Annotated in this window: 13 protein-coding genes; 11 read left to right on the top strand and 2 right to left on the bottom strand. The window is 51.2% G+C overall.

Annotation, left to right across the window (positions count from 1 at the left end; genetic code table 11):
- Window positions 1-2: 2 nt before the first annotated feature.
- Complete coding sequence (locus tag KQJ23_RS14855) at window positions 3-2741, top strand: carbohydrate-binding protein (protein ID WP_216479653.1); 2739 nt, start codon at window positions 3-5, stop codon at window positions 2739-2741.
- Window positions 2742-2881: 140 nt separating this feature from the next.
- On the opposite strand, the gene KQJ23_RS14850 is transcribed toward KQJ23_RS14855, so the two are convergent.
- On the bottom strand, window positions 2882-3034 hold the full coding sequence (locus KQJ23_RS14850; RefSeq protein WP_216479652.1) for a DUF1540 domain-containing protein: 153 nt from the start codon (window positions 3032-3034) through the stop codon (window positions 2882-2884).
- Window positions 3035-3475: 441 nt separating this feature from the next.
- Here KQJ23_RS14850 and rplS point away from each other — a divergent pair, with 441 nt between their 5' ends.
- The 7 genes from rplS to KQJ23_RS14815 all read left to right on the top strand — a co-directional run bounded on the left by rplS (window position 3476) and on the right by KQJ23_RS14815 (window position 9103).
- Window positions 3476-3820: a 50S ribosomal protein L19 gene (gene rplS / locus KQJ23_RS14845; RefSeq protein WP_216479651.1), complete on the top strand. Its 345-nt coding sequence runs from the start codon at window positions 3476-3478 to the stop codon at window positions 3818-3820.
- A gap of 98 nt (window positions 3821-3918) precedes the next feature.
- Window positions 3919-4572 (top strand): signal peptidase I, encoded by a 654-nt coding sequence (lepB, locus tag KQJ23_RS14840; protein WP_216479650.1) that lies wholly within the window; start codon window positions 3919-3921, stop codon window positions 4570-4572.
- Between the two features lie 15 nt (window positions 4573-4587).
- Entirely contained in the window at window positions 4588-5475 is an 888-nt protein-coding gene (gene ylqF, locus KQJ23_RS14835; RefSeq protein ID WP_216479649.1) for a ribosome biogenesis GTPase YlqF, read from the top strand.
- A 242-nt stretch (window positions 5476-5717) separates the two neighbouring features.
- Complete coding sequence (gene rnhB / locus KQJ23_RS14830; RefSeq protein WP_216479648.1) at window positions 5718-6335, top strand: ribonuclease HII; 618 nt, start codon at window positions 5718-5720, stop codon at window positions 6333-6335.
- 55 nt (window positions 6336-6390) lie between these two features.
- The gene (locus tag KQJ23_RS14825; protein WP_216479647.1) at window positions 6391-8397 is read left to right on the top strand and encodes a flagellar hook-length control protein FliK; all 2007 of its coding nucleotides are present in this window, start codon (window positions 6391-6393) and stop codon (window positions 8395-8397) included.
- Entirely contained in the window at window positions 8394-8693 is a 300-nt protein-coding gene (locus KQJ23_RS14820) for an EscU/YscU/HrcU family type III secretion system export apparatus switch protein (RefSeq protein WP_216479646.1), read from the top strand. The genes KQJ23_RS14825 and KQJ23_RS14820 overlap by 4 nt, the downstream gene beginning before the upstream one ends.
- Window positions 8690-9103 carry a YraN family protein gene (locus KQJ23_RS14815; protein WP_216479645.1) on the top strand — a complete coding sequence of 138 codons (414 nt, stop codon included), beginning with the start codon at window positions 8690-8692 and terminating at the stop codon, window positions 9101-9103. Before KQJ23_RS14820 ends, KQJ23_RS14815 begins: the two co-directional genes overlap by 4 nt.
- 36 nt (window positions 9104-9139) lie before the next feature.
- Here the strand turns inward: KQJ23_RS14815 and KQJ23_RS14810 are convergent, their stop codons facing one another.
- On the bottom strand, window positions 9140-10729 hold the full coding sequence (locus tag KQJ23_RS14810) for a YifB family Mg chelatase-like AAA ATPase (protein ID WP_216479694.1): 1590 nt from the start codon (window positions 10727-10729) through the stop codon (window positions 9140-9142).
- 890 nt (window positions 10730-11619) lie between these two features.
- Here KQJ23_RS14810 and sucC point away from each other — a divergent pair.
- From sucC to dprA, 3 genes are all read left to right on the top strand, one after another.
- Window positions 11620-12780 carry an ADP-forming succinate--CoA ligase subunit beta gene (sucC, locus tag KQJ23_RS14805; protein WP_216479644.1) on the top strand — a complete coding sequence of 387 codons (1161 nt, stop codon included), beginning with the start codon at window positions 11620-11622 and terminating at the stop codon, window positions 12778-12780.
- Window positions 12781-12832: 52 nt separating this feature from the next.
- Complete coding sequence (sucD, locus tag KQJ23_RS14800) at window positions 12833-13762, top strand: succinate--CoA ligase subunit alpha (RefSeq protein ID WP_216479643.1); 930 nt, start codon at window positions 12833-12835, stop codon at window positions 13760-13762.
- Between the two features lie 123 nt (window positions 13763-13885).
- Window positions 13886-14974: a DNA-processing protein DprA gene (gene dprA / locus KQJ23_RS14795; RefSeq protein ID WP_216479642.1), complete on the top strand. Its 1089-nt coding sequence runs from the start codon at window positions 13886-13888 to the stop codon at window positions 14972-14974.
- Window positions 14975-14981: the final 7 nt, after the last annotated feature.

Genomic DNA, 14981 nt, shown 5'->3' with positions numbered 1-14981 from the left:
CGATGAACAGGAAAAACGGTAAAAGGCTAGTTTTCAGAGGAACTCCGGTGCTTCTGGCATTTACGCTCGTTTTCACTGCATTCTTTGGAGCTGCGGCTTCCCCGGCAAATGCTTTCAGAGCTTCTGACGGAGATACCGCCATCAGGGCATTCAATCAGTACTTTTGGGACGCTGAAGCCAAACATTTCTGGGCCAGCTCTAATCGGGGCGATGCTTATCAAGGGTTCTGGGTCGAAGCGGAGCTGTGGGAGATGGTGATGGATGCTTATCTTCACACCTCGGACAAAGAACTCAAAAAACAGCTGCGTCAGCAGATCGACGATGTTTTTGAAGGAGCCGTTGCCAAGTATGGAGAGGATTGGACGGACAATCCGTTCAACGATGATATTATGTGGTGGGCGATGGCCAGTGCAAGAGCGTATGAGATTACTAAAAATATACGCTATTTGGAAAAAGCCGAATACTATTTTGATTTCGTATACGATACACAGTGGGATGATGAGTTCGGCGGGGGCATCTGGTGGCTGAACAGCGAGCATATTACCAAAAATGCCTGTATCAATTTCCCGGCAGCTCAGGCCGCCGTATTCTTGTACGAGATTACTAAGGATAAGCATTATTTAGATGCTGCTTCGCAAATTTTTCGTTGGGGAAAAACAGTGCTGACGGATGGGAACGGGAGAGTGTTCGACCGGATTGAACCGGTACGCGGAGGAGTTCCGGATGCGACGCATTATAATCAGGGGACATTTATCGGAGCAGCGGTCGGTCTTTATCGGGCAACAGGCGATTCAGTCTACCTGGATGATGCGGTGAAAGCCGCCAAGTTCGCCAAGGAGCATCAAGTGGATGAGAACAAGCTGCTTAATTATGAAGGTCCGAACGGCGACCTGAAGGGCGGCAAGACGATTCTTGTTCGAAATCTGGGCTATCTGTTAACCGCACTGGAAGGAAAAAAGGTATCCGGGATGCACCGTCAGTTCGGCAGACAGCTGGAGGAGTGGCTTGCCTTTAATGCTGAAATGGCATGGAGCCACCGGAATGGGGACGGAATCGTCGACGGGAATTGGGTAGGACAAAAAATCTCCGGTATCTATGATTCCTGGACGGCATCCAATGCGGTGCAAATACTGAATGTGCTCCAGCCCCAAAAATCCATAATGAAATATGTCTTGAGAAATGCTTACGATAAAGTTGAGGCGGAGAAATACAACATCGGGAACGGTTTTGTACTTGAAGGGAGTGCAGAAGGCTCTCTGCAGCTGGGAGGGATTCAGGCCGGACATTATGCTGCCTATAAGAACATCGACTTTGGCAAGAAAGGAGCGGCAGGCTTTATTGCCCGCGCGGCTAGCGGAACCGGGGGCGGCAAGATCGAGATTCGGCTGGACCGTTTGGACGGTCCTTCTGTCGGGACAGTGCATGTAGAAGGAACGGGCGGATGGAACAACTTTATCGATAGCGTGACCAGGCTGAAGGATAACCAGGGGAATCCGGCGAAGGTAACCGGTGTTCACGACGTATACCTGGTATTTGAAAAGACGCAGGACGACTACCTGTTCAACCTGAACTGGTTCAAATTTACCGAAAGCGATCCCTCGAGGACGGATGCCTATGCCAAATTGCAGGCGGAGCATTTCGATGACAGCGAAGGGGTGAGCCTGCAGGCTGAATCCGGTTATCTCGATCACATTAAGAACGGAGCGTATGTCTTATATCGCGGAATCGACTTCGGCAGCGGCGCAGCGGGTGTAACCGTGCATGCAGCCAGCGGTCATCAGGGCGGCAAGATCGAGATTCGCCTGGACAGCTTGACCGGTCCTTTGGCCAGCGAAATCCAGATCCCTTCTAGAGGGGACTGGAAGCAGTGGATGAATCTCATGGCGGTAGTCGATGAGACACTTGCTACCGGCATACATGATGTGTATCTTGTATTCCGCGGAAAGGAAGGGGCTGATTTTCCGTGCAATCTGGACTGGTTCAACTTCACGACGGTGAAAGGGAATGCCAGAGATGCTTATGGGAAGCTCGAGGCAGAGCATTATAACAGCGCCGATTCGCTCGGAACCGAGTCAGGGGGCGGTCAGACTTACTTAGCAGGCCTGTTCGGCCCGAATCAGCCTTACGCGATGTATAATTATATTGATTTCAGGAGCGTCAGTCCGAAGGAGCTTCATATCAACGCAGCAAGTGATACGGCGGGAGGCGATGTAGAGGTAAGAATCGACAGCGTCAATGGACCGGTTATTGCCAATGTCACGATTTCAGGAACTGGAGGCTGGCAAAACTTCCGGATCTTCTCTACGGAATTAACCGCGCAGGTGACGGGCAAACATATTGTCTATTTCCTGTTTAAAGGCCCAGATTGGCTGTTTAATGTCGACAAGTACACCTTCGGAGATCATTCCGTGTTCACTGCGCCTGATCCGGAACCGGAGCCGGTGATAGACCATGTTCCTCCGGGCGAGGTTGAAAATGTGCGTGCGATTTCGGATGGGCGGCAAATTAGATTATATTGGGATGGTCCCTATGATCTGGACGCAAAAAAAGTACTAATTCAGGTGTTTCAAGGCGGCCGAAAGATCGGGAGTGCGCTTGAGATCGAACGGGGAAAGCAAACGGCTGTGCTGTCCGGCGTGTCAGACAAAAACAACTATAGCTTAACCATTAAGACAGTCGACACTTCGGGAAATCGCTCCGGCGGGCTTGATTTTCAATTAAAGTCTCTATTAAGGAAGTAGAAAAGAGAATGCTGGACCGATGCAGGAACTTTACTTGTATCGGTCCTGTTTTAAGAAGAAAAGAGGGCTTGATAATCATTCTCACTTCTGGTAAGATACAAAAAAGAGAAGGAACATCGGCTGTCCCTTCCCGGCAGAGATTAGTTATCCTTATGTTCAAAAGTTTTGCAATCTGTTGCGTCGGAAGTTTTAGCTTCCTTGTGAGCAACGATGTAGATGGAGGAAGCAGCGCATTTATTGCCGCTGTCCCAGAAACGACAGGAATTCACTTCGCAGAGAACATCCTTTGCCATGAGTGATAACCTCCTTTCAATTGAAGTAGGACACAGTGCAGAACAAAAAGCCTGGACAAGGTGGTGCTTGTCCGAAAAGCTAGCCTCGAATTGTCGGGGTTTTTTGCGCTGTGTATACGTATCAATAATACCAAATTTATGGGATGACAATCAAGGACTGAACGACCTTAGAATAAAAACAGGGGCTATTGTTTATATAATATGAAGGGATGTTTTTCATGCCTTGATCATCCTTTTCCACAAGTTAAACTTGCTCCCCCTTTGCAATTTTAGAAGTGGAAGGATTATGGCTTGGAGACCGTGCGATATTTCTTGCGATGAGCCCGTAAATATGATATTATTACTTTTGTTGTGAATTCGGTGGTCCGCTGCGGATGATGAGGGAAAACAGAGGTTTTCCGGAAGAGGCATGAACACCTGAGTGGAAGGAGGGAGTCCTAGATGAATATCGTTCAAGCGATTACGCAAGAACAACTTCGTAAGGATATTCCGAGCTTTCGTCCTGGTGATACTTTGAAAGTACACGTTAAGGTTATCGAAGGAACTCGTGAACGTATCCAGTTGTTCGAAGGTGTTGTAATTAAGCGTCGTGGCGGAGGAATCAGCGAAACTTTTACAGTTCGTAAAATTTCTAACGGTGTAGGCGTGGAAAGAACTTTCCCGCTTCATTCCCCGAAAATCGATAGAATCGAAGTGGCTCGCCGTGGTAAAGTGCGTCGTGCGAAGCTGTACTATCTTCGTGAACTTCGCGGTAAAGCAGCGAGAATTAAAGAAGTACGTCGTTAATTCATTAACGAACAAAAGGGGCTTGTTTGACAAGCCCCTTTGCTGTTTTTAAAAATAAGTATTGATACATATATTATGACAAAGCGAGGTCAGGAAACATGGAGCATTTATCGGAGTCTGAACAACCGGTCCGGCCGGAAGAATCCCCTGAGAACCCGCCCAAGCAAGGAAAGAGCGAGGCTTTGGAATGGCTGAAGGCTATCGTGATCGCTGTCGCTTTAGTGCTCGTGATCCGCTGGCTTTTCTTTGCCCCTTTTATTGTGGACGGTCCTTCCATGCAGCCGAATTTTCATACCGGTGAGCGGATTATCGTCAATAAAATCATTTATGATATACGGGATCCAAAGTTTGGCGAGGTCGTGGTATTCCATGTGCCTACTGAAGGGCGCGACTTCATTAAGCGTGTTATCGGTGTGCCTGGAGATACCGTCGAGGTGGACGGCGATACCGTGAAGATTAACGGTGAAGCCATTGAAGAAGCATACATCCAGGACGTGCTGGACGAGAAACACGCCAACAACGAGTTGTATAACAGCAGACAAAACAATCCCACGTCCAATTTCCCGAATGAACTTGTTCCTGACGGAACTGTGCCGGAAGGCTATGTGTTTGTCATGGGTGACAATCGTCCCGACAGTACAGACAGCCGGAGAATCGGGTTTGTTCCTTATAGCGATATTATTGGCCGTGCGGATCTCGTATTTTGGCCGATGCAGGATTTTGAATTCGTAAAACATAATTACGGGAACTAGAGGTGATATGCAATCATGACAATACAATGGTTTCCCGGACATATGACCAGGGCAAGGCGGCAAATTGAAGAAAAGCTTAAGCTGCTGGACTTAGTCATTGAGCTGATCGATGCCAGACTCCCCCTGTCGAGCCGAAATCCGATGATTGATGATATTTTACAGGGAAAGCCTCGTCTGATCGTGCTTAATAAAGCGGATCTGGCAGACCCTTCGGTGACGAGAGAGTGGATCGAATATTTCCGTCAGGAAGGTCATGTTGCCGTACAGGTGGATGCTGCCAGCGGACAAGGAATCAAAGAGATTCCTGTTAAGGCAAAGGAGTTAATGCGGGAGAAGATTGAACGGCAGATTGCGAAGGGAATGAACCCGCGCGCGATAAGGGCTTTAATCGTTGGTATTCCCAATGTCGGGAAGTCGACGCTGATCAACCGGATGGCCGGTAAAAATATTGCAGCGACCGGAGATCGTCCAGGCGTGACCAAGGCACAGCAATGGATTAAGATCGGCACGGATCTGGAACTGCTCGATACACCCGGGATTCTGTGGCCGAAGTTTGAGGATCAAAATGTGGGTTACCGGCTTGCGGTAACCGGCGCTATACGGGAAGAAATTCTGAATCTTGAGGATATCGCGTTCTTTGGCGTGAAATATCTGGTTCAGTATTATTGGGAGGCGCTCAGTGAGCGCTTTGACCTGAAAGAGCAGCCTCAGGATCCCGACAACCCGGATGAGATCGTGGCCGTAATGGAGGCAATCGGGCGGAAACGGGGATGTATTGTAAGCGGAGGACGTGTAGATCTGGAGAAGGCCTCCGGAATTTTCCTTAGAGAGCTGAGAGCGGGCAAACTTGGGAGATATACGCTTGAAGCGCCGTTTCATCTGAATAAACCGGCACTGCTGTAAGTGCGGATTCTATAAGAATAATGAGCTTGGAGACAGAGTCAGCCAAAGGAGCTGACTCTGTCTTGTTTTTTTACGCAAAGCTTACAAAAACGGATGCAGAATGCCGATACATATACTATAGAGCCGATAACGAGTGGACTTGTTCTGAAAAGACTGTTGTTGTATTGCCGGAATGCCAAATGACTTGATATTGACATCTGTGATAAGTTAGCTTGTAGAGAGAGTTGGGAGTGTGAGGCATTATGAACGATTTGTTATTTCATGAGCGGGAGTACTGGCAGCAGTACCGGTATATTGCCGGTATAGACGAGGTTGGCCGGGGATGCCTATTTGGCGACGTTGTGGCCGCAGCTGTAATTTTGCCTCACAGGCTGGTGCTGGAGGGAGTCAATGACTCCAAGAAGCTAAGTGAGAAGAAGCGCGAGAAGTTATATGACATCATTATGAGTAAAGCTTTGGCTGTGGGTATCGGCCATGCAGATGCTGAGACGATTGACCGGATAAATATTAAACAGGCCACCAGGCTGGCTATGAAGCAAGCCGTCCAGCAGCTTTCTCTTGCGCCGGACTTTCTGCTGATCGATGCGGAACGAATTGATGTGGAAATTCCCCAGGCTTCCTTGATCAAGGGAGATGCGACAAGCCAGTCGATTGCGGCGGCTTCCATCGTGGCGAAGGTCACGCGTGACAGATTGTGCAAAGGGGAATGGGATGCTCTGTACCCGGAATACGGAATCGGCACACATAAGGGTTATGCGACGAAGTTTCATCGCGAGCAGATTCAGGCGTTGGGACCTACTCCGATGCATCGGAAGAGCTTTATGACAAACCTGTTTGTTGAGGAACAGACTTTGTTCTAAGTGACCCGCCTATTGCCGGCGGGTTTTATATATCGTAGTGACTAGGGGGGAGAGCATGAGTATTGGACCGATTATACGGGCGATGGCAGGGGAAAATAAGCCCGGAGCGCCCAAAACGCTGGAGTTGAAATCCGGGCAGGTTGTACGCGGGACCGTGCTTAGTGTCTCCGAAGACGGACAGGAAGCCGTACTTAACGTGCAAGGCGTCAAGCTTCACGCAGCTCTTGAGACTCCTCTCCAGCCAGGACAGACAACGCTCCTTCAGGTGCAGCCGCAGGCGGAAGACGGAATGATGCGGCTAAAGCCGATTCAAGGCGCGATGAATGGAGAGTTAACCGGAGCCGGGCTTTCCAAGGCGTTGGAAGCCTTAGGGCTGGATAACACTCCAGCAAACCGGGAACTCCTGCAGATGATGCAGTCTGCGGGGATTCCGTTGACCAAGGAGAATCTGGCCCAGCTGTCCGCGTTAAATGCTCAAAAGCCGGCATCGGTGAATTTATCCGAGTGGATTCAGTCCGCAGGGATTGCTTTAAGCCGGTCATTGCCGCTCACAGCGGAGACGGTCTCCGGACTGCACCAAGCCGTGTTTGGTCCCCAGCTTCATGTGCTGTTATCCTCCTTGGAGGAGCAAATTACGTCTTTGCTTAGCCGGATGAATGCACAGGGAGCCGAAGGTCAACAAGGCCCGGCGTCAGGGACTGCATTAGCTCAAGGAACCGCTGCGAATCCTGCGGGCAGCCCTCTTGCGCAAGGGGAAGGCGCTGTAAACGCTAATGCGGGAAGAGTTGTTGACGGTCAAGTTGCCGGAAACATGGGGAATCAGCCAGCGCCGGGGATGATGACGGCGGCTTCGGGTTCCGGTCTGTCACAGATGCAGGAAGAGGCAGCGCCTCTTGCCGCCCCAAGACAGGCCGCTGCAACTCCGGTTCCGGCAGAAGGGACTGCTCTGCCGGAAGGCGGCGGCCGCCAGATGGCCGCAGCGGCCAAGGGAGATGGCCGTGAGCTGCTGCAGAAGCTGCAGCAGGTGCTCACGGAGCTGAAGGGCGCCGCGCTTACGGAGGGCGGCGCGGCTGCTACAGCGGCTGCCGGCAAGCAGGCCGCTGCAGAAGGGCCCATGGCCGCCGGCATGGCATCGGCGGCCATGGATGGCGAAGCGCCTGCGGCAGCTTCGCAAGCAGCGCGCCCCCAACCCCAGACGGAGTCGTGGGTGGGGCGCGTGCTGAAGCTGCTCGGTGCGGAGCACGAGCAGCAGGTGCTGCGCGCAGCGGCCGCCGATGGCAAGGCCGCTGGCGCGCCTCAGGCGCAGCAGGCCACGGGCCAGGCTGCGCCGGGTGCCTCGCTGCCGCCGCAGGCGCAGCAGCAGGCAACAACGACGGCGGCTGCACAGCCCGCCGTCGCCACCGCGGCAGCGCAGCAAGCGCAAGCCGCTGCCGAGCCCTTGCCAGCGCAAGTGCAGCCTGCGGCTGCTGCAGCGCTGGCATTCACGGACGTTGGCGGGGAAGAGGCCGCCGCCGTCCGTGACACACTAAAAGGCCTGCTGCTGCAAGCTGCCGCAGCAGATCAACTGCCCGAGCCGCTCAGAGAAGCGGCCCGGCAAATCGTACAGCAGCTGACTGGACAGCAACTGCTGCTCACCACAGATCGGACCGCGCCATTTGCGCAGGTAACGATGTTCCTGCCCTTTACCGGTCCGAACGGCGAAGAGACAGCTTCCGTCCAGATTGAAGCCCGGCGCGGACGCAAGGGAGAACTGGATGCGGCGAATTGCCGATTGTGGTTTGATCTGCAAATGAAGGCATTAGGACAGCTCATGGTCGATGTGCAGGTTGCTGACCGGAAGGTGATCTTAAGAATCCTTGCCGAGAATGAAACGGTGGGCGCCTATCTGGAGACGAAAAATGAGGAAGTCGAGCAGGCGCTGAATGGAGCGGGCTATCAGTTGCTCTCCCTGAAGACAGAGCTGCTTATCACATCCATGGAAGCTGAAGGCTCTAGTCTTGAATTAGGCCGATCCATGACCTATGCTCCCAGCCCGTACAAAGGAGTCGATTACCGCATATGAGCGAGCAGGACAAGAAGAGGAACTCCTCACTCAAGAAGGCGGTTGCGCTAAAATATGATCCTGCACAACACGATGCTCCTGTACTAGCGGCCAAAGGAACCGGTTATCTTGCAGACCGTATCCTGGATCTGGCTCGCGAGCATGAAATTCCGGTTCAGGAGGATGCTGCATTGGTGGAGGTATTGTCCAAGCTGGACCTGGACCGGCAGATTCCGCCGGAGCTTTATAATTTGGTAGCTGAAATACTGAGCTTTATTTACCGTGCGGATCGGGATGCAGGAGGCAGATTGAAATGAGCGGCGGGACGTTGGACCCGAGAGATGGGGCAGAAAGTTCAATCAAAGATGGCCGCAAGCTTCGCGGGAGGAATGCCGAGGAGCATGCGGCCCAATATTTGCTTAAAGAAGGCTACCTCATTGTGGAGCGGAATTGGCGTTGCCGTAGCGGTGAGCTTGATATTATTGCCGAAAAGAACGGAATGCTCGTCATTGTGGAGGTCCGCAGCCGAAGCAGTCGAAGCATGGGCTTCGGAACTCCGGCTGAATCGATGACCCCGCGCAAAATCCGGCAGGTCCGGGATACGGCTGCTGTCTATTTACTCCAGCACGAAGCCAGCACTTCCAATGTGAGATTTGATCTGATCGGAATTGTGCTGGGTCCGGACATGAAGGTTGAATCCCTGGAGCACTACATAGCTTCATTTTAATATTTACCCAGCAATACTAGTGTTAGCCCAACTCTTTCAAGAGGCGCTTGGACTGCGGCGGTCCAGACAACGGTACTGGATCGCTTCTGCAATATGCTCGGCTCTGATATCGCTGGAAGCCGCCAAATCGGCGATTGTTCGCGACAGCTTGATGATACGGTCATAGGCTCGCATACTGAGCCCGAGTGCGCCAAAAGAAGTCTGCAATAATTGCTCTGCTTCCGGCAGTATTCGTGCAGTCCGCCGCAGAGCCGCGCCGCTAAGCTCGCCATTTCGGCGGTAAGGCGACCCTGCATAACGTTCTAACTGAATGCTCACGGCTTTCTCGACCTCCAGTCGCATCTCATTAGAAGAGAGCGGTCGGGGGTCGTGCTGCCATTTCGGCGGTCTTGGAACCTCCACATGCATATCGATCCGGTCAAGCAATGGCCCCGAGATTTTCTCCCGATACTGCGCAATTCGATAAGGAGAGCACGTGCAGAGCTGCTGAGGGGGCTCGCTCCCAAAAAAGCCGCAAGGGCAGGGGTTAAGACTAATTGTTAATAGAAAATGAGCTGGGAAGGTAAATGCTGCGCGGGAACGGCTAATTGTAACCCTCCTTTCCTCCAGCGGTTGTCTCAGCACCTCAAGAGCTGTTCGGGAGAATTCGGGCAGTTCATCCAGAAACAGCACCCCTCGATGAGCAAGGCTGACCTCTCCAGGCTTGGGAATGCTTCCCCCGCCGATCAGTCCGCCTGCGGAAATTGTATGGTGCGGCGAGCGGAATGGCCGTGTGGTCAATAGTCCGCCGGTATGCTGGCGTAACAGGCCAGCCGCGCTGTAAATTTTCGTGACCTCCAGCGATTCTTCGGGAGTAAGTGCGGGAAGGATGCCGGGAAGCCTGCGAATGAGCATCGTCTTGCCAGTGCCCGGAGGTCCTATAAGCAGCAGATTATGCATCCCTGCAGCAGCAATTGTAAGTGCCCGTTTGACATGATGCTGCCCTAACACATCACAGTAATCCTCGGCTGTGTTCGCGGTTTCTGCAACAGGAGTCGAGGCGTCCCGGCTCGATTGACAGATCAAGCGTTCCAATGCTGCGGGGCCGGTGCATGATGCTTGATCCTGCTTGCTAGGGTCTGATCCACTCTCCGGCAAAAGCTGCTTCAAATGCTGAAGGCCATAAATGGTCATCCCCTCCAGCAGCAGCGCTTCCTCGACGTTGCCTTCAGGCACAAGCACGGCATGAAATCCGTTCCGTCTTGCCAGGTCGACCATGGCAAGGACGCCTGGAACAGGGCGAAGCGCGCCGTCAAGCGCCAGCTCGCCAATGATCAGGAGCCGGTCCAAGCCGGGCAATTGAACTTGTCCGCTTGCGGCAAGCAAGCCGATGGCGATAGCCAGATCAAACGCAGTACCTTCCTTGCGAATATCGGCAGGCGCAAGGTTGATAGTTATCCGCTGCATGGGAAAGGTAAATCCGCAGTTTTTTATCGCGGACCGTACCCGTTCAACCGCTTCCCGGATAGCCGAATCCGGAAGTCCTACTACGCTGGTCTGGGGAATACCGCTCGCCAGATCGACCTCAACTTCAATCATAACTCCATCAATACCGTACAGACATGCGCTGGACACTTTGCTATACAACACAAAAAACACCTTCTTCCATTGAATTCATTCGGCTTTGCCGCTTCAACGGGAAAAGGTGCTTCCTTATTTCCACGATTTTCTAATCATTCTCTACTGGTATCCTAGTTGCTTCTGAGTTGGTTGTCAATCCATCCAGAGATTAAAGGAGGATATTTCAAAAAGTCATCTTTTGATCACGAAGTGGTTCAAAGAGAGCTATTCGATGCCGAACGACTCTCCTGATCCCTCCTTCCCCGTTTTACGGACAATACGTCTTCTTAGAGCTAATTTCTGATGATATGGGAATGTAAGGGACATTTTGTACACCTAGCTAGTAGATTTGAAGGGGAAAGGGTTGATGGCAGATATGGAAAGTGATCCAACGACGTGCAGCGCATATGAAGCAGGCGTTTCTTGATTAAAAGTTGATTTTTTGAACAAGCTCTATATTTGAACACGCTCTATGGCTCTATACTCTATATATGATGTATTTCAGAAAATCAAGTTACAAGCGCACAAGGAAATAAATTATTTCCTTAGCGGCATAAGGGCTGCAAAGTCATGAAAGCGATACCTAATTGATATTAATAAATATTCTATTTTCCAGATTAAATTGAAATGGAAATCACCTCCATTCCTTATTTTTACTGAAAATACGACTATTTTAGCAAGAGATGGCCATTTCTAGAATTGGAAGTTGTTTTTTGTTTAATCGTTCTCAAAATGAGATAATATCCATATTAAAAAGTTGTGTATAAATCATGAACTTTTTAAGGAAAGCGTTTTAAAAACATGGTACAATAGGTTGAGTTTTACTAAGATGCGTGTTCAAAAAGTTGAGCTTTTTGAATTGCCTCTTAAAATAGTGCGTTACCTCTAATACCGCCTGTGACAGGAGGATTCCAAGTATGAATATCCATGAATATCAAGGAAAAGAAGTGCTTAAGCAGTATGGAGTTGCCGTTCCGGAGGGACGAGTCGCATTTTCTGTAGATGAAGCGGTAGCTGCCGCTGAGGCGCTGAACAGTCCCGTTGTGGTTGTCAAAGCTCAAATCCATGCCGGAGGCCGCGGAAAGGCTGGCGGCGTCAAGGTTGCAAAGAGCTTGGAGGAGGTCCGTACATACGCGGATGACATTCTTGGCAAAGTACTGGTCACGCATCAGACTGGGCCGGAAGGGAAAGAGGTTAAGCGTCTGCTGATCGAACAAGGATGCGATATTAAGAAGGAATACTATGTGGGCGTGGTTGTAGATCGCGGAACGGGACGAGTCGTCATGATGGTATCAGAGGAAGGCGGCACCGAAATCGAGGAAGTTGCCGCGCATACCCCTGAGAAAATCATCAAAGAGATCATAGATCCCGCTATCGGACTTCAAGCCTTCCAGGCTCGCAGATTGGCTTTTGCCATAAACATTCCGAAAGAGCTTATCCAGGAAGCGGCCCGGTTCATGCTGGCTCTTTATGAAGCATTTGTGGATAAGGATTGCTCTATCGCGGAGATTAATCCGTTGGTTGTAACCGGAGACGGGAAGGTCATGGCGCTGGATGCCAAGCTGAATTTTGACGCCAATGCCTTGTACCGCCATCCTGAAATCGCGGCGCTGCGCGATTTGGAAGAGGAGGATGTCAAGGAGATTGAAGCCTCGAAGTATGATTTGAGCTATATCGCACTAGACGGCAACATCGGTTGCATGGTGAACGGAGCGGGCCTCGCGATGTCTACGATGGACATTATTAAATATTATGGCGGAGACCCGGCCAATTTCCTGGATGTTGGGGGCGGCGCAACAGCAGAGAAGGTTACCGAAGCGTTTAAAATTATTTTATCCGACTCGAAGGTGAAAGGAATCTTCGTCAACATTTTCGGCGGAATCATGAAATGCGATGTGATCGCTTCCGGGATCGTCGAAGCCGCCAAGCAAGTAGAGCTTGACCGTCCGCTGGTAGTGCGACTGGAAGGAACCAATGTCGAGCTTGGCAAGAAAATATTGGGGGAATCAGGGCTTGCGATTGTATCTGCGGATTCCATGGCTGATGGTGCGCAGAAGATCGTCGCTTTAGTATCCTGATCGTTGAATATAACCATATCACCTGTTCTATATTAGGGGAGGTATTTTTTAGATGAGTATATTGATCGGTAAACATACCCGGGTTATTACTCAAGGAATTACAGGTAAAACGGCATTATTTCATGCCAAAGGGGCTTTGGATTACGGTACGCAAATGGTCGGCGGCACCTCGCCGGGAAAAGGCGGAACCCAGGTGGATATCGCGCTGGAAAGCGGGGAGACCGTTAGTCTGCCTGTATTTAACACAGTTTGTGAGGCGAAGGAGGCAACGGGCGCTACAGCAAGTGTAATTTATGTGCCCCCTGCAGCAGCAGCAGACTCGATTCTGGAGGCGGTTGAAGCCGAGTTGGAACTCGTAATCTGCATTACGGAAGGCATCCCGGTGCTTGATATGGTCAAAGTTAAGCGGTATATGGAAGGAAAGAAAACGGTGCTGATCGGGCCGAACTGTCCAGGGGTGATTACACCTGGAGAGTGCAAAATTGGCATTATGCCAGGCTACATCCACCTTCCTGGGCATGTGGGCGTCGTATCCCGCAGCGGAACGCTGACTTATGAGGCAGTTCACCAGTTAACGACCCGTGGGATCGGTCAATCCTCGGCGGTAGGCATTGGCGGAGATCCGGTGAAGGGCTCGGAATTTATCGATATTCTGCAGCGTTTTAATGAGGACGAGGATACCCATGCGGTCATCATGATCGGTGAAATCGGCGGTACGGCCGAAGAAGAGGCTGCGGAATGGATCCGGGATCATATGACCAAGCCGGTTGTCGGATTTATTGGCGGGGCAACAGCTCCGGCAGGTAAACGGATGGGTCATGCGGGAGCGATCATTTCCGGAGGCAAGGGCACGGCCAAGGAGAAGATTGAAAAGCTGGAGGAATGCGGGATCACGGTAGCCCCGACTCCTTCAGAAATGGGCTCGACACTGGTTCGCGTGCTGGAGGAAAAAGGGATCCTGCAAACCTGTCAAGCCAGATAGGCTATTGCAACGCGCATATCTTTTGATATAATCAGTTCAAAGGTAAGCAACCTTCAGATTCCTGCGGGAAATGAGGGTTGCTTTTTTTGCGTTGTGCAAAGTTGAGGGAAGGATGTGATTTCCGTGGATCGACGGAGTATGCTGATTGGATTGCATGAGTTCCCCGGATTGGGGTGGAAGCGAATTGAAGGTATTCTTCGTAAGGAGAAGCAATGGACAGAAGCGTGTCATTTTCAAGCCGGGGACTGGATGGAGTGCGGGGTGGAATCCGAGCTTGCGCTCCGGCTGGCGGATGAGTTCGATGAAGCGTGGATCAAGACAAGGTTAACACTAATGGAGAGAAGCGGTGTTCAGCCGATCACGATTTTTGATCCCGAATATCCTATATTAATGAAGGAAACGGTAAAACCGCCTTGGGTTTTGTACGCTATCGGGAATACGGAGCTATTGAACGGCATAACAATTGCGATGATCGGGACACGCATTCCGACCGCTTATGGACGCAGGGTGGCAGAGGATCTTACGGAAGCCTTATGTACCAAAGGTGCGGTTATTGTCAGCGGTTTGGCGCGCGGAATCGACGGGATTTGTCATGAAGCTGCGATTCGTTGTAACGGATCCACCATTGCGGTGCTGGGTACGGCGATTGACACCGTCTATCCCTCAGAGCACAGCGGGCTTTGCCGGATGATTGCAGAGCGTGGTCTGCTGCTGTCCGAATATCCAATAGGGACGAAGAGCCACCCGGGGCTGTTTCCCCAACGAAACCGGATCATTGCCGGTATTTCCCGCGGGACGGTAGTCGTGGAAGCCGACGTTCGAAGCGGCTCCCTAATCACCGCGGATCAGGCGCTTGAGGCAGGCAGGGATGTATTTGCTGTGCCGGGACCGATTACTTCACCCAAAAGCAGAGGGACGCTGGGACTTCTGAAGCAAGGAGCGAAAATAGTGACTGAGCCCTCCGATATTTTAGAGGAATATGAGCAGGAATTAAAGGGCACTGATACGAAAAGCCGACCTCTCCTTACAATAAACGAGTTGACAAATGAGGAGCGCAAAATATACCATATGCTGGAGCAGGAGGACTTTACTTTTGACAGGCTAAGGGAACAGACCGCGTGGGAGTTTGGACATTTACATTCAGTTCTGTTATCTTTAATCATGAAAAAAGCGGTAGTTCAATTACCTGGTTCTGTTTATAAGATTATATAGTCCATTC

Source organism: Paenibacillus brevis (genome assembly GCF_018919145.1).
GTDB lineage: Bacteria > Bacillota > Bacilli > Paenibacillales > Paenibacillaceae > Fontibacillus > Fontibacillus brevis.
This window is presented reverse-complemented; position numbering and strand designations above follow the sequence as displayed.

Excerpts from the sequence above, each read along its gene's own strand:
- lepB (WP_216479650.1), top strand. The coding sequence starts at position 3,919 with ATGGAGCATTTATCGGAGTCTGAACAACCGGTCCGGCCGGAAGAATCC.
- sucD (WP_216479643.1), top strand. The coding sequence starts at position 12,833 with ATGAGTATATTGATCGGTAAACATACCCGGGTTATTACTCAAGGAATT.
- KQJ23_RS14815 (WP_216479645.1), top strand. The coding sequence starts at position 8,690 with ATGAGCGGCGGGACGTTGGACCCGAGAGATGGGGCAGAAAGTTCAATC.
- sucC (WP_216479644.1), top strand. The coding sequence starts at position 11,620 with ATGAATATCCATGAATATCAAGGAAAAGAAGTGCTTAAGCAGTATGGA.
- KQJ23_RS14850 (WP_216479652.1), bottom strand. The coding sequence starts at position 3,034 with ATGGCAAAGGATGTTCTCTGCGAAGTGAATTCCTGTCGTTTCTGGGAC.
- KQJ23_RS14855 (WP_216479653.1), top strand. The coding sequence starts at position 3 with ATGAACAGGAAAAACGGTAAAAGGCTAGTTTTCAGAGGAACTCCGGTG.
- KQJ23_RS14820 (WP_216479646.1), top strand. The coding sequence starts at position 8,394 with ATGAGCGAGCAGGACAAGAAGAGGAACTCCTCACTCAAGAAGGCGGTT.
- rnhB (WP_216479648.1), top strand. The coding sequence starts at position 5,718 with ATGAACGATTTGTTATTTCATGAGCGGGAGTACTGGCAGCAGTACCGG.
- ylqF (WP_216479649.1), top strand. The coding sequence starts at position 4,588 with ATGACAATACAATGGTTTCCCGGACATATGACCAGGGCAAGGCGGCAA.
- rplS (WP_216479651.1), top strand. The coding sequence starts at position 3,476 with ATGAATATCGTTCAAGCGATTACGCAAGAACAACTTCGTAAGGATATT.
- KQJ23_RS14825 (WP_216479647.1), top strand. The coding sequence starts at position 6,391 with ATGAGTATTGGACCGATTATACGGGCGATGGCAGGGGAAAATAAGCCC.